The 24,258-nt window shown below is 70.4% G+C and carries 27 protein-coding genes; 8 read left to right on the top strand and 19 right to left on the bottom strand.

All coding sequences use genetic code 11. The features are described 5' to 3' along the window. Positions 1–190: 190 nt before the first annotated feature. A complete protein-coding gene (locus tag AB0M01_RS12925; RefSeq protein ID WP_363668709.1) occupies positions 191–1,576 on the top strand; it encodes a C39 family peptidase in 1,386 nt (461 codons plus the stop codon). Positions 1,577–1,580: 4 nt separating this feature from the next. After that, complete coding sequence (locus AB0M01_RS12920; protein ID WP_363668707.1) at positions 1,581–2,753, top strand: hypothetical protein; 1,173 nt, start codon at positions 1,581–1,583, stop codon at positions 2,751–2,753. Between the two features lie 24 nt (positions 2,754–2,777). On the opposite strand, the gene AB0M01_RS12915 is transcribed toward AB0M01_RS12920, so the two are convergent. After that, on the bottom strand, positions 2,778–3,401 hold the full coding sequence (locus AB0M01_RS12915) for an HAD family phosphatase (protein WP_363668705.1): 624 nt from the start codon (positions 3,399–3,401) through the stop codon (positions 2,778–2,780). Positions 3,402–3,482: 81 nt separating this feature from the next. On the opposite strand from AB0M01_RS12915, the gene AB0M01_RS12910 reads away from it, so the two are divergent. Further along, on the top strand, positions 3,483–4,529 hold the full coding sequence (locus tag AB0M01_RS12910; protein WP_363668703.1) for a hypothetical protein: 1,047 nt from the start codon (positions 3,483–3,485) through the stop codon (positions 4,527–4,529). Here AB0M01_RS12910 and AB0M01_RS12905 read toward each other — a convergent pair. Further along, positions 4,464–5,684: an MFS transporter gene (locus AB0M01_RS12905; RefSeq protein WP_363668701.1), complete on the bottom strand. Its 1,221-nt coding sequence runs from the start codon at positions 5,682–5,684 to the stop codon at positions 4,464–4,466. The two genes, AB0M01_RS12910 and AB0M01_RS12905, sit on opposite strands and share 66 nt — an antisense overlap. A gap of 94 nt (positions 5,685–5,778) precedes the next feature. Between AB0M01_RS12905 and AB0M01_RS12900 the strand changes: the two genes are divergently transcribed. Continuing rightward, a complete protein-coding gene (locus tag AB0M01_RS12900) occupies positions 5,779–6,912 on the top strand; it encodes a DUF5937 family protein (protein ID WP_363668699.1) in 1,134 nt (377 codons plus the stop codon). On the opposite strand, the gene AB0M01_RS12895 is transcribed toward AB0M01_RS12900, so the two are convergent. The 7 genes from AB0M01_RS12895 to AB0M01_RS12865 all read right to left on the bottom strand — a co-directional run bounded on the left by AB0M01_RS12895 (position 6,913) and on the right by AB0M01_RS12865 (position 14,297). Next, complete coding sequence (locus AB0M01_RS12895; RefSeq protein WP_363668697.1) at positions 6,913–7,446, bottom strand: hypothetical protein; 534 nt, start codon at positions 7,444–7,446, stop codon at positions 6,913–6,915. A 73-nt stretch (positions 7,447–7,519) separates the two neighbouring features. Then, the gene (locus tag AB0M01_RS12890; protein WP_363668695.1) at positions 7,520–8,050 is read right to left on the bottom strand and encodes a GNAT family protein; all 531 of its coding nucleotides are present in this window, start codon (positions 8,048–8,050) and stop codon (positions 7,520–7,522) included. Between the two features lie 128 nt (positions 8,051–8,178). After that, positions 8,179–10,212, bottom strand: a complete 2,034-nt coding sequence (locus AB0M01_RS12885) for a primosomal protein N' (protein WP_363668693.1) — start codon at positions 10,210–10,212, stop codon at positions 8,179–8,181. A gap of 96 nt (positions 10,213–10,308) precedes the next feature. Then, positions 10,309–11,502, bottom strand: a complete 1,194-nt coding sequence (gene metK / locus AB0M01_RS12880; protein WP_363668691.1) for a methionine adenosyltransferase — start codon at positions 11,500–11,502, stop codon at positions 10,309–10,311. Positions 11,503–11,704: 202 nt separating this feature from the next. Continuing rightward, positions 11,705–12,007: a helix-turn-helix domain-containing protein gene (locus AB0M01_RS12875; protein ID WP_363668689.1), complete on the bottom strand. Its 303-nt coding sequence runs from the start codon at positions 12,005–12,007 to the stop codon at positions 11,705–11,707. An 80-nt stretch (positions 12,008–12,087) separates the two neighbouring features. Next, positions 12,088–13,224 carry a winged helix DNA-binding domain-containing protein gene (locus AB0M01_RS12870; protein WP_363668687.1) on the bottom strand — a complete coding sequence of 379 codons (1,137 nt, stop codon included), beginning with the start codon at positions 13,222–13,224 and terminating at the stop codon, positions 12,088–12,090. 62 nt (positions 13,225–13,286) lie between these two features. Next, positions 13,287–14,297 carry a 1-aminocyclopropane-1-carboxylate deaminase gene (locus tag AB0M01_RS12865; protein WP_363668685.1) on the bottom strand — a complete coding sequence of 337 codons (1,011 nt, stop codon included), beginning with the start codon at positions 14,295–14,297 and terminating at the stop codon, positions 13,287–13,289. Positions 14,298–14,402: 105 nt separating this feature from the next. On the opposite strand from AB0M01_RS12865, the gene AB0M01_RS12860 reads away from it, so the two are divergent. From AB0M01_RS12860 to AB0M01_RS12850, 3 genes are read left to right on the top strand one after another with little or no spacing between them, the layout of a single operon-like run. After that, the gene (locus AB0M01_RS12860; RefSeq protein ID WP_363668682.1) at positions 14,403–15,203 is read left to right on the top strand and encodes an ATP-binding cassette domain-containing protein; all 801 of its coding nucleotides are present in this window, start codon (positions 14,403–14,405) and stop codon (positions 15,201–15,203) included. Then, on the top strand, positions 15,200–15,961 hold the full coding sequence (locus AB0M01_RS12855) for an ABC transporter permease (RefSeq protein ID WP_363668680.1): 762 nt from the start codon (positions 15,200–15,202) through the stop codon (positions 15,959–15,961). The genes AB0M01_RS12860 and AB0M01_RS12855 overlap by 4 nt, the downstream gene beginning before the upstream one ends. Before the next feature lie 15 nt (positions 15,962–15,976). Next, the gene (locus tag AB0M01_RS12850) at positions 15,977–16,753 is read left to right on the top strand and encodes a MerR family transcriptional regulator (protein WP_363668678.1); all 777 of its coding nucleotides are present in this window, start codon (positions 15,977–15,979) and stop codon (positions 16,751–16,753) included. 39 nt (positions 16,754–16,792) lie between these two features. Here AB0M01_RS12850 and AB0M01_RS12845 read toward each other — a convergent pair whose 3' ends face one another. Further along, positions 16,793–17,752: a hypothetical protein gene (locus AB0M01_RS12845; RefSeq protein ID WP_363668676.1), complete on the bottom strand. Its 960-nt coding sequence runs from the start codon at positions 17,750–17,752 to the stop codon at positions 16,793–16,795. 85 nt (positions 17,753–17,837) lie between these two features. Continuing rightward, the gene (locus AB0M01_RS12840) at positions 17,838–18,836 is read right to left on the bottom strand and encodes a YafY family protein (protein ID WP_363668674.1); all 999 of its coding nucleotides are present in this window, start codon (positions 18,834–18,836) and stop codon (positions 17,838–17,840) included. A gap of 53 nt (positions 18,837–18,889) precedes the next feature. Here AB0M01_RS12840 and AB0M01_RS12835 point away from each other — a divergent pair, with 53 nt between their 5' ends. Further along, positions 18,890–19,276 (top strand): VOC family protein, encoded by a 387-nt coding sequence (locus tag AB0M01_RS12835; protein WP_363668672.1) that lies wholly within the window; start codon positions 18,890–18,892, stop codon positions 19,274–19,276. 18 nt (positions 19,277–19,294) lie between these two features. Here the strand turns inward: AB0M01_RS12835 and coaBC are convergent, their stop codons facing one another. The 8 genes from coaBC to pyrF all read right to left on the bottom strand — a co-directional run bounded on the left by coaBC (position 19,295) and on the right by pyrF (position 24,243). After that, entirely contained in the window at positions 19,295–20,512 is a 1,218-nt protein-coding gene (coaBC, locus tag AB0M01_RS12830; protein WP_363669458.1) for a bifunctional phosphopantothenoylcysteine decarboxylase/phosphopantothenate--cysteine ligase CoaBC, read from the bottom strand. Positions 20,513–20,611: 99 nt separating this feature from the next. Beyond that, positions 20,612–20,923 (bottom strand): DNA-directed RNA polymerase subunit omega, encoded by a 312-nt coding sequence (gene rpoZ, locus AB0M01_RS12825; protein WP_363668670.1) that lies wholly within the window; start codon positions 20,921–20,923, stop codon positions 20,612–20,614. Between the two features lie 2 nt (positions 20,924–20,925). Next, entirely contained in the window at positions 20,926–21,594 is a 669-nt protein-coding gene (gmk, locus tag AB0M01_RS12820) for a guanylate kinase (protein WP_363668668.1), read from the bottom strand. Positions 21,595–21,638: 44 nt separating this feature from the next. Next, positions 21,639–21,953 carry an integration host factor, actinobacterial type gene (gene mihF / locus AB0M01_RS12815; RefSeq protein ID WP_184795637.1) on the bottom strand — a complete coding sequence of 105 codons (315 nt, stop codon included), beginning with the start codon at positions 21,951–21,953 and terminating at the stop codon, positions 21,639–21,641. Positions 21,954–22,012: 59 nt separating this feature from the next. After that, the gene (locus tag AB0M01_RS12810; protein WP_363668666.1) at positions 22,013–22,384 is read right to left on the bottom strand and encodes a hypothetical protein; all 372 of its coding nucleotides are present in this window, start codon (positions 22,382–22,384) and stop codon (positions 22,013–22,015) included. Positions 22,385–22,461: 77 nt separating this feature from the next. After that, the gene (locus AB0M01_RS12805; protein ID WP_363668664.1) at positions 22,462–22,830 is read right to left on the bottom strand and encodes a hypothetical protein; all 369 of its coding nucleotides are present in this window, start codon (positions 22,828–22,830) and stop codon (positions 22,462–22,464) included. A gap of 142 nt (positions 22,831–22,972) precedes the next feature. Continuing rightward, positions 22,973–23,407, bottom strand: a complete 435-nt coding sequence (locus AB0M01_RS12800; protein WP_363668662.1) for a hypothetical protein — start codon at positions 23,405–23,407, stop codon at positions 22,973–22,975. Further along, positions 23,407–24,243, bottom strand: coding sequence for an orotidine-5'-phosphate decarboxylase (pyrF, locus tag AB0M01_RS12795; protein ID WP_363668660.1), 837 nt, complete (start codon positions 24,241–24,243; stop codon positions 23,407–23,409). Before pyrF ends, AB0M01_RS12800 begins: the two co-directional genes overlap by 1 nt. Between the last annotated feature and the right edge of the window lie 15 nt (positions 24,244–24,258).

The following is a 24,258-nucleotide window of genomic DNA, read 5'->3' as shown; positions in this document are numbered from 1 at the left end:
CCTTCGCGGGGCAGGACCACGTAAGTCTAGTGGCGGGCTCCCACCGGGCCACGGCGCGGTGGGTTCGGGGGTGGCGAGCGATCACACCGTTGTAATTCGGGGACGCCACTCCCAGTTGTTGCCGTGAGCACGTAGTGTGGCCTCAGGCGTACCTACAGTCACACAAGTCACACGCCCAACGGGAGTTAACATGCGCACAGCGACACGGGGGGCTGCCGCACTGATCACCCTGGGGGTCCTGCTCACGCAGGCACCGCAGGCCCGGGCCTACGAGTTCGTGCCCAGGGACGGTGCCGCGCCGGCGAGCGGGCCGAGCGAGGTGGTGCCGCCGGTCTCGGACCGGGTCGAGCCCACGGACGGTACGACGCCGGCCGGCGACGCGTCGCCGTCGGCCGAGCCTTCGACGCCGTCCACACCGTCCACGCCGCCGGCTGACGACGCGACGGTGGCCGAGCCGCCGGTGGCGCGGAGCTGGAGCGAGCTGGCCGGGCAGGTCGCGGCGACGTCGCCGAGCAACCTGACGCTGCGGGCGACGGCGGCGGAGCAGTCCAAGCAGGTGATGCGGTGCTTCAAGCTGGAGACCGAGAACTACTGTCTCGGGCTCGGGTTCGTGGACACGCTGCCGACCGGAGCACAGATCAGCTCGACGGTGGTCGAGCCGGACGCGACGCGCGACGACCTCCGGGCCGGGGTGTCGGCCGAGCAGGACATCGCGACCGGGGCGCTGAGCCCGGCGGCGTTCGTGGCCGAGCGGGCGGCGATGACGAAGGGCGAGCGGACCAACGCCGAGCTGGAGGAGATGCAGGCGGCGTGGGACGGACGTGACAAGGCGCGGGCGCTGCGGGAGCTGGAGGTCGCTGACGAGCCGGCGACCGCCTCGAGCGGGGACACGCGGACCGGCGTACCGGCGGGCGGTGCGAGCGTCGCGCCGCCGAGTGCCGGACTGACCGTCGTACCGACGCCGGGTGGGCCGACCACCAAGCCGACGCCGCCGCCGATGAAGCCGCCGACGGTCTCCAAGCCGAAGCCGGCCGCGAACTACATCATGAAGGGTTTCCAGACCTCGCAGGACAAGGGGTACTGGTGCGGCCCGGCGACCTTCCAGTCGATCGACTGGGCCGACGACAACCAGAAGGACACCCAGGCGTCCTGGGCCAAAGACCTCGGCGCAACCACCTCCGGGACGGCGATCTCGGCGATGGTCAAGCAGACCAACCTGAAGACCAACTGGGACCTGGCGGCCGGCACCTACATCGTGCAGAACGTCGGCCACTGGACGCCGGCCAAGTTCCTCCAGGTGCACCAGAACCATCTCGGCGACGGCGCCCCGGCGCCGGTGATCGAGCACGTGCAGCTGCTGAAGCGGTACTTCCCGTATCTCGCCTTCAACCACAGCGGGCACTACCAGGTCGGCCGCGGCTACGACACCAAGGCCAAGACGATCGGCATCTTCGAAGTGTTCAACGAGCGCCGCTTCAACAGCCGCGGCAACGTGACCGACGGCCCGCGCAACATCCCGGCCACCGCGATGTTCAACGCGACGCTGGCCAACCAGTTCAAGAACATCGGTCTGTAGGCCGATGCGTCGCCGAATCCTGATCCCCGTCACCGCGGTCGCCGTCCTGGCGGCCGGGTGCTCGGGATCACCGGAGAGCGCTCCCTCCGGTTCTCCGAGCCCGTCCGGTACGCCGAGCAGCACGCCGCCGCGACCCGGCGGTACGCCGAGCCAGCCGCCGTCCGGTACGCCGACGCCCGGGACCTCGACGGGGAAGCCGGTGTGGACGAAGTTCCTGCGCCAGCCGGTCGACGGGCAGCACGTCGTCACCCAGCAGCGCAAGTACCTGGTCACCCGCGGCAGCGACGAGGCCGGGATCACCACGGTGACCGACCGGGCCAGCAAGAAGGTCGTCGTACGGCACGCTCCGCCGGCCGGGTTCGTCGCGCAGTCGCCGGTGGTGATCGACGACCGCTGGGCGCTGATCGAGGAGATCCGTTCCGACGGGCCGAACCCGCAGATCCGGGCCTTCCGCTACGACCTCGGGACCGGCGCGAGAACGGATCTCGCGACGCAGAGAGCGCTCCCCCGGATCTCCGAGCCGGAGATCGGCGCGTACGACGGGACGTTCGCCTACAGCAGCACCGACGCGAAGAAGCGGTCGTGCCTGGTGATCGCCTCGCTGGACACGTTGGCGGCGCGGACCGTGACGTGCGTGCCGGATCCGGGGTACATCGCGGATCCGGTCGTGTCGGCGGACTCGGTCACGTACAGCACGATCACCGCGCCGCAGAGCTCGCAGCGGTGCAAGCGGTTGTTCACGGCGCCACTGGCCGGCGGCGCCGCGCAGCCGGTTGCCGCGAGCAAGAACTGCATCCAGTGGAGCGGGGCAACGTTGCGCGGGGCAACGGTCTGGTCGGAGATCGGGGCGGATGATCCTGATCAGTACCAGAGCCGGGCTTACCTGCGGGAGGCTCCGGGTGGTGCGGCGCGAGCGCTCGGGTCGATCGTCACCGACACGATCGTCGCCTGTGGGAGCTGGATCCACTGGGAGGTCCGCCTGATGACGGGCGGGGTGGAGTCGTACCAGATCCAGCGGTGGCGGCCGGGGGTGGCGAAGCCGGAGGTCATCTACAGCACGCCGCCGGACACGGCGATCACCGCGCCGACGTGCCAGGACGACATGCTGATCGTCGAGGCCGCGCACCTTGGTGGCGGGTCGAAGTACACGGAGGCCCTGGCGGTCGGAGCGAGCTGAACGCGCCAGGGCGTGCGTGGCCGGCTAGGGCTTGAGTGCGAGGCCGCGGTCGCGGAGTTTGTCGCGGAGGGTGTCCGCGGACGTGAACAGCTCGGCTTGCAGGCCTGCGGCGCGAGCGCCGTCGATGTTGCGCTGGACGTCGTCGGTGAAGAACGTGCGGGTGGCGTCCAGCGCGAAGCGGTCGACGAGGAGGCGGTAGATCTTCTCGTCGGGCTTCACGACCTGCTCGTGGCCGGAGACGATCTCACCGGTGAACGAGTCGAGGATCGGGAAGGTCTCCTTGGCGATCTCCCACTTCTCGCCGGAGAAGTTCGTCAGCGCGTACGTCGGGACGCCGAGCTCCTGGAGCTCCTTCAGCAGGTCGGGCGTCCCCGGGAGCAGGCCCTTGACCATCTTCAGCCAGCCGGTGTCGTAGGCGGCGATCCACTCGGCGTGCTCGGGGTGCAGCGCGGTCAGCTCCTCGACGGCCTCGGCCCAGGGGCGGCCGGCGTCCTGCTGCATGTTCCAGTCGGGCGTGGTGATCGCCGTCAGGAAGTGCCGGCGCTGGTCGTCGTCGGGGATCAGGTCGGCGTACAGGTAGTTCGGGTTCCAGTCCAGGAGGACTCCCCCGATGTCGAACACCACCACGTCGATCGTCGGCTCCGTCATGGGGGCAACCCTATGCGACGGGGTTGGCGAGGAGTCGCCGTGTCCGGGCGGGTGCTGGGGGTGGGTGGGTAGGTTCGGAGCGTGGTCGCGGACGAGCTGCACGAGGTGGTGCGGAGGTTGCTCGAGGTCGACCAGCGGTGGGGCGGGGCGGAGGCGGCGAGGGTTGCGCGGCCGGTGGTGCGTACGGCGTACGAGGGGTTGGCGGGGGCGGCGGTCGGGCGTGGGGCCGGCGCGGGGGCGGAGCGCGGGGCGGCGGAGCACGGGGAGAGCGCGGCCGCGGAACGCAGCGCGGGTGCGGCCGCGGAGCGCCGGGCGAGTGCGGCCGCAGAACGCGGGGAGAGCGCGGCCGCGGAGCGCGGGGTCGGGCGGGACCTGCAGGCAGGGCTGGGTGAGTTGCTTGAGGTGTACGGGTGGTTTCTGCACGATGCGGGGCACGCGGCAGCGGCTGAGCGGGCGAGTTGGCGGGCGCTGGGGTTGTTGCGGCGGGCTGGGCATCGGAGTTTGGAACTGCTGACGGTGCAGAACCTCGCGTTGCAGGCGCTGACCTCTGGGCGGCCGGAGCGGGTGCTCGAGTTGGTGCGGCCCGTGCTGGATGGGGCGAGTGGATTGGTGTCGGCGTTGTTCCTGGCGCGGGAGGCGCAGGCGCTGGCGCTGATGGGGTTGCGTCGCGAGGCGACGCGGGCGTTCGCGCGGGCTGAGAGCCGGTACCTCGATGGTGCGTCGGGGTCGGATCCGGAGTGGGCGGGGTGGGTGGATCCGCGGCAGTTCGCGATCTTCGAGGCGACGATGTGGTCGGGGCTCGGGGAGGACGAGCGGGCGGCGCGGATCTTCGCCGAGACGCTGGAGACGGCGACGGGTGCGCGGAGCCGGTACAGCTTGTCGGGGTATCTGTTGGCTTCGCTCGTACGGGCCGGGGACCTGAGGAGTGCTGTCGAGCTGGTGCCGGAGATCGTGCCGCAGGTGAGCGGGTTCGCGGTGTCGCGGGACTCCGAAGTCTTGCTGCGTGCAGCTTCAAGAATGGGTTCCAACGACGCCGGCAAGCATCTGCAAGAGGTCCTGTGGTCAGGGCGCGGGAACAGCGGCGGCGTTCTCGGCGGCTCTTGCGTGCAGGGCCGGGGAGAGCGCTAGCTGGCCGAGGAACAACACGGCGCCGAGCCCGGCGCAGGCCAGCCAGACGACGATCGGGCCGGCGTGCTCCAGCGTGTTGGTGCCGAGGAGCGGCCCGATCACGCTGCCGAGGCCGAACGACATGCTGCCGGCCAGGCCCATGTAGCCGCCGCGGAGATCGACCGGCGCGAGATCTGCGAAGACCGCGCCGATCACCGCCGCGAAGCCGATCTCACCAATCGTCCACACGACGACCGACAGCCCGTACCCCCACCAGCTGTCGACCGCAGCCCCGATCCCGAAGCCCACGCCGACGATCAGCATCGAACCCGCCAGCAGCTTCGGCCGGTCCAGCGCGGCGAGGCGCCGGTTGACGAAGGGCTGCACGACGACGATCACCACGCCGTTCAGCCCGATCACCAACCCGTACGTCGAGCTCGGCAGGCCGTCCGCGGCCATCGCAAGCGGGAGGGTCGAGTAGCCCTGGAAGTAGATCGTCGCGTAGCCGATCTGCAGCAGGACCATCAGCAGGAACGTCGTGTCGCGCAGGACGACGGGCAGCAGCGCGCGCCGCGGGGTCTCGTCGTCGAGCACCGGCCGGGTCTCCGGGACCATCCGCCAGATCACCAGCGCCGCGATCACCGACGTACTGGCGTTGATCCAGAACAGCAGGTTGTAGCCGATGCTCGCCAGGACGCCGGCGCTGACCGTGGAGACCGAGAAGCCGAGGTTGATCGCCCAGAACAGCAGCCCGTACGCGCGAACGCGCTCTCTCGGCTGGAGCAGGTCGGCGACCGTGGCCTGCACGGCCGGGCGGAACAGGTCGCCGGTCAGGCCGACCACGAACGCGGCGGCGGCGATGGTCTCCAGCGAGCGCGCCGAGCCGAGCAGGATCAGCGCGGCCGCGGTGCCGAGGAAGCCGATCAGCATGGTCCGGCGGCGGCCGATCCGGTCCGAGAGCCAGCCGCCGACGAGCTGGGAGACCACCGACCCGGCGCCGACCGCGGCGGCGACAGCGCCCGCCGTACCGGCGGACAGGTGCCGGTCCTGGGTCAGGTAGAGCACGAGGAACGGCTGGACGAAGCTGCCCAGGCGGTTGACCAGCTGGCAGACCCAGAGCGCCCAGAACGCGGTGGGCAGCGGAGAGCGCTCCCTCGGAGAGCCGATCACAGTCATGGGACCAAGCCTTCCGGTACGTCGCGACGCTGTCGAACATTAGTTCCTGGGCTAATCCTCGCGCGGGCGTCAAGCGGGTTTTAGAGTGGTGGGCGTGATCAGCATCAGGCTCAACACCGACGACGTCAGCCGGATCCGGTTCGCGTTCTCGCCGGTCTGGGAGACGGTCACCAGCGTGCGGGCCCTGAGCAACAACTCGTCAGGCAGCGTGCACGGGCCGTGGTTGCGCAAGGTTCGCCCGCTGCTCGGTGACGACGTCATCAACCGCACCTCGACGTCGTCCAACGCCGCGATCCGCCCACGCAGCAACACCGCGGACCGCCGGGGCACCACCTCGCCCGCCGGCGACGAGCTCCAGGGGTTCGCTGCAGGCGGCGACTACGAGTTCGCAGAGGCGCTGCGGTTGCTGCGGGCCCTGATCCCGCCGATCGGCTACATCCCGGACTTCATCACGCCGGCGCCGCCGCGGAGGTCGACCGGGTTCGACGCCGGGCTGGCCGCGATCGAGGCGACGCCGTACGAGCTGGTGGTGGACGAGCTCCAGCGAACGCACGACGGGAACCCGAACGCCCTGCTGCCGGAGCTGATCGCAGATCCCGGGGAAGCGCTCTCTCGGATCACGGCCGCGCTCCGGACCTACTGGCAGCGCGCGGTCGAGCCGGACTGGCGGCGGATGCGCGCGCTGCTGCAGGAGGATCTCGCGTTCCGGCTCGACGAGCTCGCGGCGGGTGGGCTCGCCCGCCTGTTCCGGAATCTGCATCCGTCGGTGCGGCTCAGCGGCGATCGGATCGAGATCGACCGGCCGTTCGTGTGTCCGGACGGGGTGCCGACGGCTGGGCAGGGGGTGTTGCTGGTGCCGTGCGTGTTCACGTGGCCGGCGGCCCTGCCGGTGACAGGGGCACCGCACGTGCCGACCATCACCTATCCCCCGCGTGGGCTCGGCCGGTTGTGGGAGAGCCAGCAGGAGATGGTGGGGTCGCCGCTGGCGGAGCTGGTCGGGCGGACGCGGGCGGCGATCGTCAGCCACCTGGATCTGCCGATGTCGACGACGCATCTGGCGCATGCGCTGGACGTGTCGGCGCCGACGTTGAGCGTGCACTTGGGGATTCTGCGGAACGCGGGTGTTGTGGACTCGCGCCGCGACGGACGGACGGTGCTGTACTCGCGGACCGCGCTGGGCAACCACCTGCTCGCGGCGTCGGGGTACGAGCTGAGCGAGACGGCCTGATCAGGTGCAGCGGCGGCGGTAGTACGCCCAGGTGACGAGGCCGAGCAGCGGGCCCCAGAAGATCAGCGGCAGGTACGCCGTGGCCATCAGGATCTGCCAGCCGCCTTGTGGTTCGAGGGGGTCGTGGAAGAGGTCCGTGTACATCAACGGGTTCAGGCCCCAGAGCAGCGTGAGTGCGACCGCTCCCAGTGAGGCCGGTACGACGGCGGCCATCGGGCGGACGCGGCAGCCGCCGATGAGCGGGATCCACGACGGGACGATCTCGCCCCAGGGGCGGACGAGGCCGAGGGTCAGGAGTGCGAGACCTTCGGTGAGCAGGCTCAGCGCGACGAGGTAGATCTTGTCCGCCGCGTCACCGGCGTTGGCGGCCATCCACTCGGGCTGGTAGCCCATGGAGAAGCCGGCGGCGAGGAAGAGCCGCCAGATGCACGAGGGCAGGGCAGTCAGCGCCGCGACATGCGCGACGCCGACCACCCAAGCCTGCGGCTGAAGACCGCCGTGCGAACGTACGGCGTACTGAGCTGTGCCCGTCATACCGACGACTCTTCCAGCGCAGCCCGCCGCACGGATCCCCCACCGGAGGGAACAGGGTCCCCCGTTCGATGGACTACCGGCGCTCGTACCGAGCCGTCTCCTGATCGGCGCTGACCCGCTGGAAGCTGGCCTTCTCCAGCACGCGGACCGACGCCGGGTTCGACAGCTCGACGCCGGCCTGGACCGTGTGGACCTCCGGCGAGCTCAGCGCGTACGCCGTGAGCGCGGCGGTCGCCTCGGTCGCGTAGCCGCGGCCGCGGACCGACTCGACCACGCCGTACCCGAGCTCGACCACCCCGTCGGTGGGCGGCCAGAACAGGCCGATCGACCCGACCACCAGACCGCTCGCGCGCTCGACGACGAGCCGGTGGCCGAAGGCGCCGAGCCACTCGGGCTGGGTCGCGAGCAGGCCCGCGATCACGCGGTCCCCGTCGGAGGGGAAGTCGCCGGCCCAGTGCTCCGGGCGCAGGCCCGGCCGCAGGACGGCGAGCTGCGACGACTGACTCGCGCTGCTCGCGTCGAGGACGGCGGCCACATCGGTCGCGGTCCACGACCGCAGGACGAGGCGCTCGGTGGTCAGGTCGGCAGAGATGACGTGTGACATGGAAAATCTCCTGGTTCAGCGAAAGTGGGCATGACGAACACGGCTGCCACGGCAGTCATATTCATCAACCTCCTTCGGGAAACCAGGTCCGGCGACCCTAGCTCGCCTCACCACACCGAGCCACCGAATTATCCGAAGCTCGCCGGATCCACCTGCACCCGCAGCGGACCGGGCAGCTTCTTCGTCCCCCGCGCCGCGGTCGCCTCCTTCAGCACCCGCGCGAGTCCGTAGGCCCGCGGCGTCCGTACGACGGCCCGCACGGTCTCGTCGTCGACATCGACCGGCCCGAGCACCTCAAGCCCTGCCCCCGGATCGACCAACTCCCGAACCCGCGCGACCATGTCCGCCACCGCATCCGACGACCCGACCAACTCGGCCAGCTTCGCCGCAGGCGCGAGCCGAGCGACCCGCCGCTCCTCCAGCTCGCGCGTCGCATACCCCTCAGGACTCCACCGGACAACGGCCTGCAACGGCATCGCCGATGGCTCGCCGACCATGATCACCTTGCCGCCATCCCGCGCCGACCGCACCATCGCGGCCGCGTTGAACCACCGCCGCACAGCCTCCTCCGGCGCCCGCAGATCAGGCCGCGCCAGCAGCAACCAGGTGTCGAGCAACAACGCAGCCGAATACCCCTCCGGCGCAACCGGCTCGGCCCCCGGCGTCGTCACGATCAACGCCGGCTCGGCCTCGATCTCGTCGAGCATGTGATCCCCGCCCGACGTCCGTACGACGACGCCCGGGAACGCCCGCCCCAACTCCTCCGCCGTCCGCCGAGCACCCACAACCGCCGCGCGCATGCGCGTGTCGCCGCACTCCGGGCACCGGTGATCGGTCGCCGGCCGCCCGCACACGCTGCAGCTCGCCGGCCCCGACGACCCCGTACGCCGCAACGACCCGCCGCACGTCGTACAGCGCGACGGCGTCCGGCACGTCTGGCACACCAAGCTCGGCAGGTATCCGGCGCGCGGCACCTGCACGAGCACCGGTCCGGTCTTCAGCCCTTCCCGCGCGACCTCGAACGCCTGGTGCGGCAGCCGCGCCGCCCGCGCGCCGGGATCGCGCGCGAGATCGCGGTCCGACTCCCCCGCGATGTGCACGGCCGGCGCCGCAGCGCGGATGACCGCGCGATCAGCGATCAGCTCGTTCGCCCAGCCTGATTCGAGCAGCGCCGCCGTCTCGGCCGATCGCGCGAACCCGCCGAGCAGCGCCGCGCACTTCTGCCGGTGCGCGCGCAGCAGCAGCACTTCGCGGGCGTGCGGGTACGGCGCGCGCGGCTCGGCGTACGAGTCGTCGCCGTCGTCCCAGAGCGCGACCAGCCCGAGGTTGGCGACCGGCGCGAAGGCGGCCGCGCGCGTCCCGATCACGACGCGGGTGCAGCCACGGAGGGCGGAGATGAAGGCGCGGTACCGCGCGGTCGGGCCGAGGTCGGCCGAGAGCGTGACGAAGCCGTCGCGGCCGAGGACCGCCGTACAAGCCTGCGCGAGGCGTTCGAGATCGCGGGCATCAGGGGCCAGCAACAGTGCGCCGCGGCCGGTCGCCGCGCAGACCGCCGCGGCCTGGGCGAACGCGAGCGCCCAGTCGGCGCCCGGTACGGCGGTCCAGATCGCGCGCAGTGCTTCGGTACGGCGTACGGCGTCGAGGAAGCCGTCGGCGTGCGGGTACGGCGACCACTCGGAGCGGGAGGCCGACTCGACCGGGCGGGTCGGCTGCGTGCAGCGCAGCGCCTCGGCCTCGACCTTCGCGAGGCGCGGCGGAACGGCCAGGCGGGTCACGTCGGCGAGGACTCCGGCGTACCGGTCGGCGACCGCGCGACAGAGATCCGCGACCTCGGGCGTGAGCACCTGCTCGGGTGAGACCACCTTGCGGAGCCGCGCGAGCTTGCCGTCGTGCTCCGACGTCTCGAGCCGGTGCAGCACGAACCCGTCGAGATCCTTGCCCGCGAACCGGACCTTCACGCGAGCGCCCGGCTGGGCCTCGGCCGCGAGGTCTTCGGGCACCAGGTAGTCGAACGGGCGGTCCAGGTGCGGCAGCGACACGTCGACCGCGACCCGCGCGATCGGCAGCGTCGTGGTGATGTCGGCGGGCTGCTTGGTCCGGGAACGCCGGACGGTCTCACGCAGCAGCGTCAGCTGCTCTGGAGAGTCCCCGTTCGGTGCCACTCGGGAACTCTAGTCCGCCGCTCCCCCGACGACACGCACCCTGTGGAAAACGCCGATCGCCCGGACCCAGCGGGTCCGGGCGATCAGCAGGCAGGACTACTTCGCGGCGGCGGCCTTCAGCGCGTCGACACGGTCGAGCTTCTCCCAGGTGAAGTCGTCGCCGGTGCGGCCGAAGTGGCCGTTGGCGGCGGTCTGGGTGTAGATCGGGCGGAGCAGGTCCAGGTCGCGGATGATCGCGGCCGGACGCAGGTCGAAGACCTCGAGCACGGCGTCGGTGATCTTGTCGACGGCAACGGTCTCGGTGCCGAAGGTGTCGACGTAGAAGCCGACCGGGGCGGCCTTGCCGATCGCGTAGGCGACCTGGCACTCGGCGCGCGCGGCCAGGCCGGCGGCGACGATGTGCTTGGCGACCCAGCGCATCGCGTACGCCGCGGAGCGGTCGACCTTCGACGGGTCCTTGCCGGAGAACGCGCCGCCACCGTGACGGGCCATGCCGCCGTAGGTGTCGATGATGATCTTGCGGCCGGTCAGGCCGGCGTCGCCCATCGGGCCACCGATCTCGAAGCGGCCGGTCGGGTTGACCAGCAGCCGGTAGTCGGTGGAGTCGATCTCGAACTGCTCGAGGATCGGGTCGACGACGTGCTTCTTCACGTCCGGCGTCAGCATCGAGTCCAGGCTGATGTCGGCGGCGTGCTGGCTGGAGACCACCACGGTGTCGATCCGGACGGCCTTGTCACCGTCGTACTCGACCGTGACCTGGGTCTTGCCGTCGGGCCGCAGGTAGGCCATCGTGCCGTCCTTGCGGACCTCGGACAGCCGCTCGGACAGCCGGTGCGCGATGGTGATCGGCAGCGGCATCAGCTCCGGGGTCTCGTTCGACGCGTAGCCGAACATCAGGCCCTGGTCGCCGGCACCCTGCAGGTCGAGCTCGTCCTGCGAGGAGTCTGCACGGGTCTCGTACGCCGTGTTGACGCCCTGCGCGATGTCCGGCGACTGGCTGCCGATCGCGACCTGCACTCCGCAGGAGGCGCCGTCGAAGCCCTTCAGCGACGAGTCGTAACCGATCTCGAGGATCCGGTTCCGGACGATCCCGGGGATGTCCACGTACGCCGACGTGGTGACCTCGCCGGCCACGACCACCAGTCCGGTCGTGATCAGGGTCTCCACCGCGACGCGGCTCTTCGGGTCCTCGGCCAGCAGTGCGTCGAGGATGGAGTCGCTGATCTGGTCAGCGATCTTGTCCGGGTGACCTTCCGTCACCGACTCGGACGTGAAAAGGCGCCGTGCCACGGTTCTCCCTCAGGGTTGTTCGGTGTCCACACGGCGGAGCCTGAGCCCCGCCCCACACGCACCGCCACCGGCGATGCTCCTCGGCAGTATGCCAGCACTTCGGGCCGGGTGCGGTGCCGGACACCGGATTCGTCCGCCTCGTGGGACTGTCGTCTTACATCGTGGTCAGCGGTGCTCAGGTGAGCGTGGTCGAGCGACTGTTTCAGCGCCGGTTCTCGGCCGCCCAGCGCTCCGACCAGGCCAGCAAGGGCTTGAGTGAACGGGACAGATCGCGGCCGGTCGCGGTCAGCTGGTGGGCCTTCGACTCGTCCTGCCAGAGCAGCCCGGCGTCGCGCAGCTCGGCCAGGCGGGCGTTCAGCACGGTCGGGGAGACGTCGTCGCAGCGCTCCTGCAGCGCGCGGAATCCGACCGGCCCGTCGCGCAGCTCCCAGAGCACGCGCAGCGCCCACCGCCGGCCGAGCAGGTCGAACGCGGCCGTGATCGGTGCGGTGTGTGTCGGCGCCATCGCAACCCCTTGCGGTGCAGGTGTCTTGCGCTATCGAATCGGTAGCAGTTTAGCCGATCGTCCTTGTCCGGCAGGGATTTTCAGGCATGCGGCCCGACGGTGATCAGGCCGAGGGTGAGCGTCGCGCGGGCGTCGACGATCTCGGCGAGGCGTTCGACTTCGTTGTCCAGGGCCCTTAGTTGCGCGGGCTTCACGGTGCGGAGCGGCTCGACGGTGACGTGCAGCTTGCGGCCGGACAGGCGCTGGTGCCAGACGCCGGCGACGAGTCCGTCGACGAGGAGCACGGGGTAGTTGCCGGCCTGACCGCCGGCCAGGGCGCGGGTCGAGGCTTCGCCGGGGAAGACGAGGTCGCGCGGGTGGCTGCCGACGGCGTACGCGTCGAAGTACGGGAGCAGGCGGACGCCTTTCACCGGCTCGTCAGGGAAGTCAGTGTCGCCTTCGACCAGCCAGGCCGGCTCGCCGTCGAGCTCGACCTCTTCGAGGCCGCTGGTCTCGAACAGCTTGGCGATGAAGCCGGGTGTGGTGCTGAGCCATTTCGCGAACTGCTGCGGGGTCGCCGGGCCGTAGGCGTGCAAGTAACGCCGGAGCAACTCGGAGAGCGCTTCCTCGCCGTTCTCGGGCCGGAACGGCGGCGTGAAGCGATGCGGGTTCGTGTACGTCGTCTTGCGGCCGCGGTTCGGTCCGTAGCAGAGCACACCCGCGGTCGCGGCGGCCGGAATCACCTGCCGCCAGCGCGGCCAGAACTCCTGGAACGCTGGCATCACCAGGTCGCCCGCCCACGGGCCGGTGCGTGCGACGACCTCGTCGGTCAACTCGTCGACGGTGAGATCATCCGCGGAGAGCGCTCCCCCGATGACCTCGATCACCTCGGCGATCTGGTCAGGTGTCATCCGCATCTCCGGCGTCGCCGCGCCCCCGGACCGCGGCAACGCGGAGAGCGCTCCCGTCCAGAGCGGGAGATCCTCGGTCGGCAGCAGATGCACGGTGCCGCGCGGGCCGAAGGTCTTCACCAGAGAGCGCTCTTCCCAGAGGGCCTGCTGAACTGTGCGCCTGGTTGCCTTGCCCAGCCTGGTTGCTACCGACACCTCACCGGCGGACAGCACCTGCGCGTGTGCACCGCAGAGCGCCCGTACGACGTCGACCGGATCAGCGCCAGGCTCCTGCAGGTAGTGGCGCTGCATGCGGCGTGCGACGACGGCCGACCAGGGGATGTCCATGTCGCCCAGGCTAGGAGGGGAAGCGGTCAGCTTCTGGCCTAACTACTGGAACAGGCCGGGGGCTACTGGAACAGCCCGCTGTACGCGTTGAGTGCGGGCTGGCCGCCGAGGTGGGCGTACAGGACGTTCGAGTCCTTCGGGATGTCGCCGGACCGAACCAGGTCGATCAGCCCGGCCATCGACTTGCCCTCGTACACCGGGTCGATGATCATCGCCTCCAGTCGCCCGCTGAGCCGGATCGCGTCCATCGTCGACTCGACCGGGATTCCGTACTTCTCCCCCGCCCAGCCCTCCAGCACGGTGATCTCGTCGTCGCGCAACGCGCGGCCGAGGCCGATCAGCTCCGCGGTCGCGTGCGCGATCTTCGCGACCTGCGCCCGGGTCTCGGCGAGCTTGGCCGACGCGTCGATCCCGAGCACCCGGCGCGGCCGGTCCTGCCCGGCGAACCCGGCGATCATCCCGGCGTGCGTGCTGCCGGTGACGCTGCAGACCACGATCGTGTCGAAGAACACCCCGAGCTCGCGCTCCTGCGCGGCCACCTCGTCCGCCCAGTTCGCGAACCCGAGCCCGCCGAGCCGGTGGTCGGACGCGCCCGCCGGGATCGCGTACGGCGTACCGCCGGCCGCGCGGACGTCGTCGAGCGCCTGCTGCCAGCTCTCCTTGAAGCCGATCCCGAAGCCGGCCCGGACCAGCCGGACGTCGGCGCCCATGATCCGCGACAGCAGGATGTTGCCGACCTTGTCGTTGACCGGGTCCGGCCAGTCCACCCAGCTCTCCTGCACGAGCACGGCCTTCAGCCCCGCCTTCGCGGCTGCGGCGGCGACCTGGCGGGTGTGGTTCGACTGGACGCCGCCGATGCTCACGAGCGTGTCGGCGCCTTGGGCCAGCGCGTCCGGGAGCAGGTACTCGAGCTTGCGGGTCTTGTTGCCGCCGTACGCGAGACCGCTGTTGACGTCCTCACGCTTGGCCCAGATCCGCGCGCCGCCGAGGTGCGCGGTCAACCGGTCGAGGGGGTGCACCGGGCTCGGGCCGAACAGCAGCGGGTAGCGCTCGAAGTTCTTGAGTTGCGACATGCAATATATTGCACACTGCGGGAGCCTGGTTGTCCAGTGGTGGTGGGTTGACCTTGATGCTGCATCAACCCCGCACTCTGTTCGCAACCGAACAGGAGACCCACCATGACCAGCACCAGCGACCCATCAACCGGCGTAGCCGACGCGGCGATCAGCGTCGCGGGCTTGCGGAAGGTGTACGGGAAGCTCGACGTCCTCCGGGGCGTCGACTTCAGCGTCGCCCGCGGGAGCATCTTCGCGCTGCTCGGCTCGAACGGCGCGGGCAAGACGACAGTCGTGAAGATCCTCTCCACGCTGCTCTCAGCCGACGCCGGGACGGCGACCGTGAACGGCTTTGACGTCAACGGAGAGGCGGCTGACGTACGGCGGTCGATCAGCCTGACCGGGCAGTTCGCCGCGGTCGACGAAGTACTGACCGGGCGGGAGAACCTGGTGCTCGTCGCCAAGCTGCGGCATCTGCCCGACCCGGGCGCTGTCGCCGACGACCTGCTCGCGCGGTTCGTGCTGACCGAGGCCGGGCGGCGCCGGGTGGCGACGTACTCGGGCGGGATGGGCCGCCGGCTCGACATCGCGATGAGCCTGATCGGGGCGCCGCCGGTGATCTTCCTCGACGAGCCGACCACCGGTCTCGACCCCGAGGCGCGGATCGAGGTCTGGCGGACCGTCGAGACGCTCGCCGCGGCGGGGACGACGGTGCTGCTGACGACGCAGTACCTGGACGAGGCCGAGCACCTTGCGGACCGGATCGCGATCCTGCACCAGGGCCGGATCCTCGTCGACGGCACGCTCGCCGAGCTCAAGCAGCTGCTGCCACCCGCCAAGGTCGAGTACGTCGAGAAGCAGCCGACGCTCGAGGACGTGTTCCTCGCGCTCGTCGGCTCTGACACAGCAGGAGAACTCCGGTGAACTTCCTCCGTGACACCGTCGCGCTCACCGGTCGCTCGCTGCGCCACATCGCTCGCAGCCCGGACACCATCATCACCACCGCGATCATGCCGATCGGGTTCATGTTGCTGTTCGTCTACGTGCTCGGCGGCGCGATCGACACCGGATCGCGCTCTCCGGCGTACATCAACTACCTGCTGCCCGGGATTCTGCTGATCACCGTCGCCTCCGGGATCGCGTACACCGCGTTCCGGCTGTTCCTCGACCTGCAGAGCGGCATCTTCGAACGCTTCCAGTCGATGCCGGTCGCGCGGTCGGCCGTACTCTGGGCGCACGTGCTCACCTCGGTCGTCGCCAACGTCGTCTCGCTGGTCGTCGTCACCGCGGTCGCCGTGCTGATGGGTTTCCGGACCGGCGCGAGCATCGGCGCCTGGCTGGGCGCGGTGAGCATTCTGGTCCTGTTCACGCTGGCGCTGACCTGGATCGCGGTGATCCCCGGGCTGACCGCGAAGTCGGTCGACGGCGCGAGCGCGTTCTCGTACCCGCTGCTGTTCCTGCCGTTCATCAGCTCGGCATTCGTGCCGACGGCAACGATGCCCGGCCCGGTGCGCTGGTTCGCCGAGAACCAGCCGATGACCTCGATCGTCAACACCGTCCGCGACCTGTACGCCGAACAACCGGTCGGCAACGGCCTCTGGGTCGCCCTCGGCTGGTGCGTCGGCGTGCTCGTCGTCGCCTACGGCTTGGCGATGGTGGCCTACCGCCGCCGGTTCGCCTGAGGCAGGCTGGCCCTCGTGCTCACCATCAGCCGGCTCGCCGCGTACGCCGGGGTCACGGTGCCCGCGATCCGTCACTACCACCGGATCGGACTGCTGCCCGAGCCCGCGCGCGACCACTCCGGCTACCGCACGTACGACGCGGCAGCCGTCGTACGGCTGATCCGGATCCGGACGCTGGCCGACGCGGGCGTGCCGCTGGCGCGGGTGCAGGAGCTGCTCGACGCGGGCGCCGAGGAGTTCGCCGAAGGCGTGCAGGAGATCGACAAGAAGCTGCGCGCCGAGGTCCGCCGGCTGCAGGAGACGCGCAAGCGGCTCGCGCGCCTCGCCGCAGGTGAGCACCTGGCGCTGCCCGCGAGCGTCGTCAGCTACCTCGACAAGCTGCGCGAGCTCGGCGCCGGCGACCAGTACGTCGAGCTTGAACGCGATGCGTGGATCATGGTCGCCGCGCAGGTCCCGCAGCACATCGAAGCGGTGATCGCGACCAAGCACGCGGAGCTGGACGATCCGGACATGGTCCGGTTCTACCAACTCGTCGGCGGCGCGCTCGACTGGGACCTCGACGACCCGCGGATCATCGAGGTCGCCGACATCGTCGAGCGGCGGCTGATCCTCGCGGTCGAGGCCGGCGCCCTGCAGGTCGACGGTTTCGACGACACGTTCGTCGACCTGCTGGACACCACGATGCTGGAGTCGTCCCCGCTGGCCGCGCGCCTGCTGGAGATCCTCGCCGAGCGCGGCTGGAAGGGCTGGACGCGGGTGGAGCGAGTGCCTGACCGTGCGCCACGAGTTTGATGCTCGCAGCAGCAGGCTCTATATGCCTGAGGCAACTACTCAGCGGTGCGCCACCAGTCTGAGGTTCGCAACAGCGGGCTGTACGCCGAGGCGGGTCTCGGGGTCGGTGCCGTCGTTCCAGACCCGGAGCTGGTGAACGCCGCGGGTGGTCGGACGGTAGGTGAGGCGGTATCGGCCGTTCGCCGCGGCGGTGACGGTGGGGCCGACCTTGACCCACTCGGTGCCGACCAGGCGTTCGAGCCACACCGGTACGGCGCCCGGCGCGACCTTGCCGGAGATGAGAACGCGCTCTCCGACGTTCGGGGTTCGGTCGCTGGCCTTCGCGTCGACCAGACCATGCACCTGGACGTCGTTGAAGCTGGCGCTGCTCAGCCACTGCTCGTCGCCGGCGAAGACGGCGGCACCGCCGTACGTGTTGTAGAGCGGGACCGTCAGGCGGTACTCGCCGGAAGCGTCGGTGACCGTCGGGACGGTCGGGTTGCCGTCCCAGCCGTTGCCGGTTCGGATGGTCAGCGGGCGTCCGGGCATCCGCTGCCAGCCGCCGGCCGGGGTCCAGCCTTCGAGGTAGCCGGAGACGGTGAAGCGGTCGCCGTACGCCGCGAAGCCGGTCGGGGCGGTCGAAGTGATCCGGGTCAGGTCGAGGACCCGGAGCAGGTTCGGCGCCACCGGCTCGAAGGTGCGGGTGTCGCCGGGCCAGGTGGTGATCGACGCGAGGTACCAGGTCCCGGACTCGGTACCGAGCGGGAGCTCGAAGGTGTCGCCCTCGAAGCTGATCTCGGCGCTGCCGTCGAGCTTCTTCACGGTGGCGATGGTCGGGCAGGCGGGGACCGGCGCGATGCGTCCGGTCAGGGCGGTCGCGTCCGGGGTTTGGTAGGCGTACACGTCGGCGACCGGCGGGATCGGGCACTCCGGGTCGTCGGCGGCTGCCGGAAGCGCCGGGCCGAGCAGTACGGCGGCGAGCAGGACCGCGAGGAATCGGCGCGGGGACGAACTGTTCATGGTGAACCTCCTGGTCTCACCACGCTCGATGCCTGCACGGGGCGGGATGTTGCGCCGCTGGGTGGCGGGTCAGTGTCAGGACGACTCAGGCGCGGTCGAGGACGGGCTGAACGCGGTCTTCGAACGCCGCGTCGCGCCGGCTGAGGTCTGAGGCGTTGACGCTTCGGCCCAGGCGGTGGGCGAGGGCGGCGACCTGTTCGCGTAGTTCAAGCGGATGCTCGACGACGAACGGGCGACCGAGGCCGGCGAGGAGGGCGGGGACCCAGTCGAGGCGTTCGGCGCGGAGCTCGACGCGGACCTCGGACGAGTCGAGCGGAGTGACGATCGCGAGGCCGAGTGGGAGGCGGCGCTCGATGTCGTCGGCGGTGCCTGCCACCCGAACGGACACGTGGTGAGTCCAGGGGGTGGTGGCTAGAGATTCCAGTACGGCGCTCGCAGGGTCCACCGACAGTCCATCATTTGTTGCCTCTAGCAACGTTGCACTGATGATTCGGTCCAGGCGGAAGGTGCGGTCCGGGGTCGCGACGTACCAGCGGCCGGCGTGAGCGACCACGCCGGCCGGGGAAATCGTTCGCGCGCTGGTGCGCCCCTGGCGATCGGTGTAGTCGAGGGCGACCGAGAGACGGTCGCGGGCGGCGGTCGCGAGGGTCAGCAGGATGTCGGTGTCGACGTGCGGCGTGGGGCGTAGGGGTGCGGTGAACGACGACATCGCGAGCAGCGCGCCCAGGCGGTCGGCCAAGCGCGCCGGCAGAACGCGGTGGAGCTTCGCGAGAGCGCTCTCCGATGCGCTCGAGTCCGGGACGAGGCCCGCGCGACGGCCGACCACCAAGCCGATCGCCACCGCGACGGCTTCGTCGTCGGTGAGCATCAGCGGCGGCATCCGGTACCCCGCGGCGAGCCGGTAGCCGCCGTACCGGCCTCGGATCGAGCGGACGGGGATGTCCAGGTCGACCAAGTGCTCGGCGTACCGGCGGACGGTGCGCTCGTCGACGCCGAGGCGGTCGGCGAGATCCCCGACGCGGCGGGTGCCGCCGGCCTGGAGCAGTTCCAGGAGGGCGAGCACTCGGGAGGTCGGCCTCGTCACACTCCTGAGAATACCGGGCGGAATCTGTCCGGTATTGATCCTAGCCTCAGGGCATGACAACTTTCGCCTCAGTCCGGATCGTCACCGACGATGTCGACCGGATGACCGCGTTCTACGAACGCCTCACTCAGATCACCGCACAACGCCCAGCACCAGTCTTCGCCGAGCTGAGGACAACCGCGGGCACGCTCGCGATCACCGGCAGCACGCTGACCACCACCCTGTACGGCGACCAGCTCGTGCAGGCGGTCGCCAACCGCGGCGTGTTCCTCGAGTTCGAGGTGCGCGACGTCGACGAGGAGTTCGCTCGCCTACAGGACCTGGAGTTTGTTCAGGAGCCGACGACGATGCCGTGGGGCAACCGCTCGGCAATCCTCCGCGACCCCGACGGCAACCTCGTCAACCTGTTCACACGACCGGAGGTCAGCCCCGCGACCTAGTGCCAGTGGCCCGCGACCCTAGTGCCAGTGCGTAGCGACCAAGTTCCAGATGACGCCCGCAAGAGCGTCCTTGCTCCCCGACGGAACCGGCACCGCCGTCCCCGAGCGATCCAAGATGACCGCTTCGTTGATGTCGCTCCCGAACACCTTGCCACCCGACACGTCGTTCACGACCAGCAGATCGCACCCCTTGCGCTCCAGCTTGGCCCGACCAAGATCGAGCACCGAGTGCTCAGCATCACCGGTCTCCGCCGCGAACCCGACGATCACCTGATCGTCGCGCTGCCGATCGTGCGCGACCGTCGCCAGGATGTCCGGGTTCTGCACCAGGCTGACCGCGGGCACCGCGCCGTCGTCGGTCTTCTTGATCTTGTGCTCGGCGAAGCTCGCCGGGCGGAAGTCGGCGGGCGCGGCCGCCATCACGATCGCGTCGGCGTCAGCCGCACGACCGGTGATCTCGTCGTACAGGTCCTGCGTCGAGGTCACCGGTACGACGTGCACGCCGGCGGGGTCGGCGAGCTCGGAGTTGGCGGCGACCAGCGTGACCTTCGCGCCGCGCGCGGCGGCGATCCGGGCCAGCGCGTAGCCCTGCTTGCCGGACGAGGAGTTGCCCAGGTAACGGACCGGGTCGAGGTGCTCGCGGGTGCCGCCGGCGCTGACCAGGACGTGCTTGCCGGTCAGGTCGGCGACCCGCTCCCCCGCGGCGCGGGAGGCGGAGTCGGCGAGCATCAGCTGGCTGATCGCGAAGATCTCCGACGGCTCGGGCAGCCGGCCGCGGCCGGTGTCCTTGCCGGTCAGCCGGCCGACGGCGGGGTCGAGGACCGTGATGCCGCGGGCGCGCAGGGTCGCGACGTTCGCCTGGGTGGCCGGGTGCTCCCACATCTCGGTGTGCATCGCGGCGGCGAACAGGATCGGGCAGCGCGCGGTGAGCAGCGTGTTGGTGAGCAGGTCGTCGGCGAGGCCGTGCGCGGCCTTGGCGATCAGGTTCGCGGTCGCGGGGGCGACGACGACCAGGTCGGCGCCCTTCCCGATCCGGACGTGCGGGACCTCCTGCACGTCGTCGAACGGGTCCGCGGTCACCGGGTGGCCGGACAGCGCCGCCCAGGTCGCCGCGCCGACGAACTCCAGCGCGGCCGCGGTCGGTACGACGCGGACGCTGTGCCCCGACTCGGTCAGCCGCCGGAGCAGGTCGCAGACCTTGTACGCCGCGATCCCGCCGCCGACGCCGAGCACCACCGACGTCTTCTTGACCGCCGCACCGGAGGAAACACCAGAAGCCCCGGTGACCGCGTCACCAGGGCTGTCGGGCGTCTCACCCACGGTCATCGGGAGTGACTACTCGGCCGACTTCTCCGCAGCGGCCGCGGCGGCCTCCGCCTCGGCCTCGGGGTCGATGTCGGTGCAGGTCAGCACGCCGTCGTTGATCTCGCGCATCGCGATCGACAGCGGCTTCTCCTGGACGTGGGTCTCGACCAGCGGTCCGACGTACTCCAGCAGGCCTTCGCCGAGCTGGGAGTAGTAGGCGTTGATCTGCCGCGCCCGCTTGGCCGAGTACAGGACCAGCTTGTACTTGGAGTCGGTGTGGGTGAGCAGGTCGTCGATCGGCGGGGAGGTGATGCCGATCGCGACAGGCTGGTTGCCAGACAAAGTCAGCTCTTTCCAGAGATGTTGGGTGATCGAATCAACTTTACCAACTGATCGGCCGCCTCCCGAACCGAGGCGTTCACGATCGTCACGTCGAACTCCTTCTCGGCCGCCAGCTCGAGCACCGCGGTCTCCAGCCGGCGCTCCCGCTCCTCGGCGGTTTCGGTGCCGCGACCGACCAGGCGACGGACCAGTTCGTCCCAGCTCGGCGGGGCCAGGAACACGAAATGCGCCTCCGGCATCGTCTCGCGGACCTGGCGGGCGCCCTGCAGGTCGATCTCCAGCAGCGCCGGGCGGCCGTCGGCCAGCTTGTCCAGCACCGGCTGCTTCGGCGTCCCGTACCGGGCCGCCTTGTGGACCACGGCCCACTCCAGCAGCTCGCCGTCGGCGATCATCCGGTCGAACTCCTCGTCGGAGACGAACAGGTAGTGCACCCCGTGTACCTCGTTCGGCCGCGCCTTGCGCGTGGTCGCCGAGACCGAGATCCAGACGTCGGGGAAGCGCTCACGGATCTCCGCGGCCACCGTGCCCTTGCCGACCGCGGTCGGGCCGGCCAGCACGGTCAGCCGCGCCTCCCCCGGCGCCTCACCACTGCCCGTCGGGGCAGCACCGCTGCCCGCCTGGGCAGCAGCGTCCAGTTCCTCCGGGGTGGCGCTCGGCCTGTCCATGGTCATCTTCATACCAGTGTCCAACGACGCAGCGCGGATTTCGGTCCGGGTCACTCGGCGAATTCGCGCATCAGCGCGGCGATCTGGTTCGAACCGAGGCCACGGACGCGGCGGGTCTCGGAGATCCCGGCCCGCTCCATGATCTGCTGCGCGCGGACCTTGCCCACCCCGGGAACGCACTGCAGCAGCGCGCTCACCCGCATCTTGCCGATCACCTCGTTGGTCTGCCCCTCGTGCAGCACCTCGGTGGGAGACGCTCCGGAGTGCCGGATCCGGTTCTTGATCTCCGCACGCTCACGCCGTGCGGCCGCGGCCTTGTCCAGAGCGGCCGCGCGCTGCTCCGGGGTCAAAGAAGGAAGTGGCACCGTTTCACCTGTCCCGTTGGGTTGCTTCGCAGGTGAACCTAACACGGCACCAGGCAGGCTCAACCCAGTGCCGGGACGTCGACTTTGCACGCGTCCTTGGCGTGCGCCGCGATCGCGGAGTACGCCGTGGTGACCGAGCCGGTCTCCTTGCTCAGCCGAGCCAGCTCGACACGATCCGTCCCCGCCTTCTGCGCCTTCTCGGCGAACGCGATCACCGCGGCCCAGTCGTCCTTCACGTCGGCCGGCGCGCTCTCGCGCAGCTTCCGGGCGTCGTCGAGGATCTTCGGGTAGTCGGCGACGTTGGCCGGGTCGACGTTCGCCGCGGAGGCGACGTACCCGGCCAGGTCGACGCAGTAGGCCTGCTCCTCGGTGCAGGCGGTCAGGCCGGCGGCGGTGGCGAGCATCGTCGCGGTCAGTACTGCGGTACGCATCGTGAGTCCTCGGGGGTCGTGGAGGGGTTGGTCACGACGTTACCGGCCGTGACCAACCCATCGTGAACAGATGCTTTTCAGCTACCGATCTCGACCTTGCAGGTGTCCTTGGCCTGCTTGCCGATCGCCGCCGAGGCGGCCGCGATCTTCTCGCCGTCGGCCTTGGCCAGCTCCTGCAGCTTGGCCGAGTCGCCCTTGGCGTCCTTGGCCTTGTCGGCGTAGTCGAGCACGACCTTCCAGTCGTCCTTGAGGTCGTCCGGCGCCGACTTCGACAGCTTCTTCGCCTCGCCCTGCATCCGGTCCACCGCCTCGGTGTCCTTGACGTCGAGGTTCTTCACCGCCTCGGCGTAGTTCTGCAGTTCGCTGCAGTAGTCGCCGCCCGAGCACGCCGTCAGTACCCCGGCGCTCATCATCACCGCTGCCACCAGGGCTGCCACCTTGCGCATTGCGCGTTCCTAACTGTCGCTCGCGGGCGGCCCCTCGCCGCCCGTCGACGCAACAGTTCCGAATCCGGGGGTCAACAGCCACCACGGCACGCCGTGAACAACGTCGCACCCCCGGACCGGAACCAGCTCGTGACGTGACGCGTCAGGCATCTTCCGCGGGCGTCGTGCAGTTCTGCTGACCGTCCGCCGGGATCGCCTGCAGAGCCTGGGCGATGCCCGGGTCCATCGACGCGTTCAGCTGCTGGAGCTTGGCCTGGTCGCCGCCGGTGGCCTTGATCTGCTCCAGGTACTGCACCAGCAGCCCCCAGTCGTCGGTCAGCTCGCCCGGCGCCAACTTCGACAAGTTGTTGCCGTCGGCGATGAGTTGGTCGAGCTTCGCGGCGTCGGAGGGGTCCTGGAACGTGTTCAGCTGCGTGACGTAGGTCTGCAGGCCGGCGCAGTACTCCGCCCGGCTGTCCTTGCCACCGCCGCCCGACGTACCGGCCATCGGGCCGATCAGGGCCGTGACACCCATCGCGAGCGCCACGACGAGGGCGACGCCTGCTGCGACCTTGCGGGTCGTGCCTGAGGCGGCCATCAGTAGCCCAGAACGGTGCGGTAGGCGTCGTTGGCGCGGGCGGCGGCGTCCTGCAGCGCCACAGCGTCCGGACCGGCTCCCAGGATCTCCCGGGAGCTCGACGGTACGACGTTGCGTACGGCGTCGCCGAAGACCTCCTGGAGGCTCTCAGCGGTCGCGCCCTGCGCCCCGAGACCCGGCGCCAACAGCGGCCCGCGGATGTCGAGATTCTCGGTCGTCTTCGCGATCGTCGCGCCGACCACCGCCCCGAACGACCCGAGGTCCTCGGCGCCGGCGTTCAGCTCCCGCAGTCCGTCCAGCACGGCACCGGCGACGGTCGAGCCGTCGGCGGTCCGCGCGCTCTGGAACTGCGGGCCCTCCGGGTTCGACGTGAGCGCCAGCACGAACAGCCCGGCGCCCGCCGCCTGTGCCTCGTCGATCGCCGGCTGCAACGAGCCGAACCCGAGGTACGGGCTGACGGTCAGCGCGTCGCAGGCCAGCGGCGCCTTCTCCGACAGGTACGCCGCGGCGTACCCGGCCATCGTCGTCCCGATGTCGCCGCGCTTGGCGTCGATGATCACCACGGCGCCGGCCTCGCGCAGCCGCGCGGTGGCCTGCTCCAGGACGGCGATCCCGGCCGAGCCGAAGCGCTCGAAGAACGCCGACTGCGGCTTGAACACGCCGACCTGCTCGGCCAGCGCGTCGACCACACCGTACGTGAACGAGGCCAGGCCCTCGGCGGTGTCGGGCAGGTCCCAGGCGTCCAGGAGGTGGGCGTGCGGGTCGATCCCCACACAGAGCGGCCCGCGCTCGTTCATCACCGCGCGCAGGCGCGTTCCGAAGGGCTGGTTGCTCATCGCAAGATCACGCTC

The organism is Kribbella sp. NPDC051770 (assembly GCF_040681455.1).
In the GTDB taxonomy this organism is placed as follows: Bacteria; Actinomycetota; Actinomycetes; order Propionibacteriales; family Kribbellaceae; genus Kribbella.
The sequence above is the reverse complement of the archived record's forward strand: the minus strand, read 5'-3'. Positions and strand labels throughout refer to the sequence as shown.

Bases quoted from the DNA above. Each gene is read 5' to 3' on its own strand.
- AB0M01_RS12800 (WP_363668662.1), bottom strand. From the start codon at position 23,407: ATGGCCGCCTCAGGCACGACCCGCAAGGTCGCAGCAGGCGTCGCCCTC.
- AB0M01_RS12905 (WP_363668701.1), bottom strand. From the start codon at position 5,684: ATGACTGTGATCGGCTCTCCGAGGGAGCGCTCTCCGCTGCCCACCGCG.
- AB0M01_RS12875 (WP_363668689.1), bottom strand. From the start codon at position 12,007: ATGGCGCCGACACACACCGCACCGATCACGGCCGCGTTCGACCTGCTC.
- AB0M01_RS12860 (WP_363668682.1), top strand. From the start codon at position 14,403: ATGACCAGCACCAGCGACCCATCAACCGGCGTAGCCGACGCGGCGATC.
- AB0M01_RS12870 (WP_363668687.1), bottom strand. From the start codon at position 13,224: ATGGACATCCCCTGGTCGGCCGTCGTCGCACGCCGCATGCAGCGCCAC.
- AB0M01_RS12845 (WP_363668676.1), bottom strand. From the start codon at position 17,752: ATGAACAGTTCGTCCCCGCGCCGATTCCTCGCGGTCCTGCTCGCCGCC.
- AB0M01_RS12835 (WP_363668672.1), top strand. From the start codon at position 18,890: ATGACAACTTTCGCCTCAGTCCGGATCGTCACCGACGATGTCGACCGG.
- AB0M01_RS12920 (WP_363668707.1), top strand. From the start codon at position 1,581: ATGCGTCGCCGAATCCTGATCCCCGTCACCGCGGTCGCCGTCCTGGCG.
- AB0M01_RS12805 (WP_363668664.1), bottom strand. From the start codon at position 22,830: ATGCGCAAGGTGGCAGCCCTGGTGGCAGCGGTGATGATGAGCGCCGGG.
- gmk (WP_363668668.1), bottom strand. From the start codon at position 21,594: ATGACCATGGACAGGCCGAGCGCCACCCCGGAGGAACTGGACGCTGCT.
- pyrF (WP_363668660.1), bottom strand. From the start codon at position 24,243: ATGAGCAACCAGCCCTTCGGAACGCGCCTGCGCGCGGTGATGAACGAG.
- AB0M01_RS12865 (WP_363668685.1), bottom strand. From the start codon at position 14,297: ATGTCGCAACTCAAGAACTTCGAGCGCTACCCGCTGCTGTTCGGCCCG.
- AB0M01_RS12915 (WP_363668705.1), bottom strand. From the start codon at position 3,401: ATGACGGAGCCGACGATCGACGTGGTGGTGTTCGACATCGGGGGAGTC.
- AB0M01_RS12895 (WP_363668697.1), bottom strand. From the start codon at position 7,446: ATGACGGGCACAGCTCAGTACGCCGTACGTTCGCACGGCGGTCTTCAG.
- AB0M01_RS12810 (WP_363668666.1), bottom strand. From the start codon at position 22,384: ATGCGTACCGCAGTACTGACCGCGACGATGCTCGCCACCGCCGCCGGC.
- AB0M01_RS12925 (WP_363668709.1), top strand. From the start codon at position 191: ATGCGCACAGCGACACGGGGGGCTGCCGCACTGATCACCCTGGGGGTC.
- AB0M01_RS12890 (WP_363668695.1), bottom strand. From the start codon at position 8,050: ATGTCACACGTCATCTCTGCCGACCTGACCACCGAGCGCCTCGTCCTG.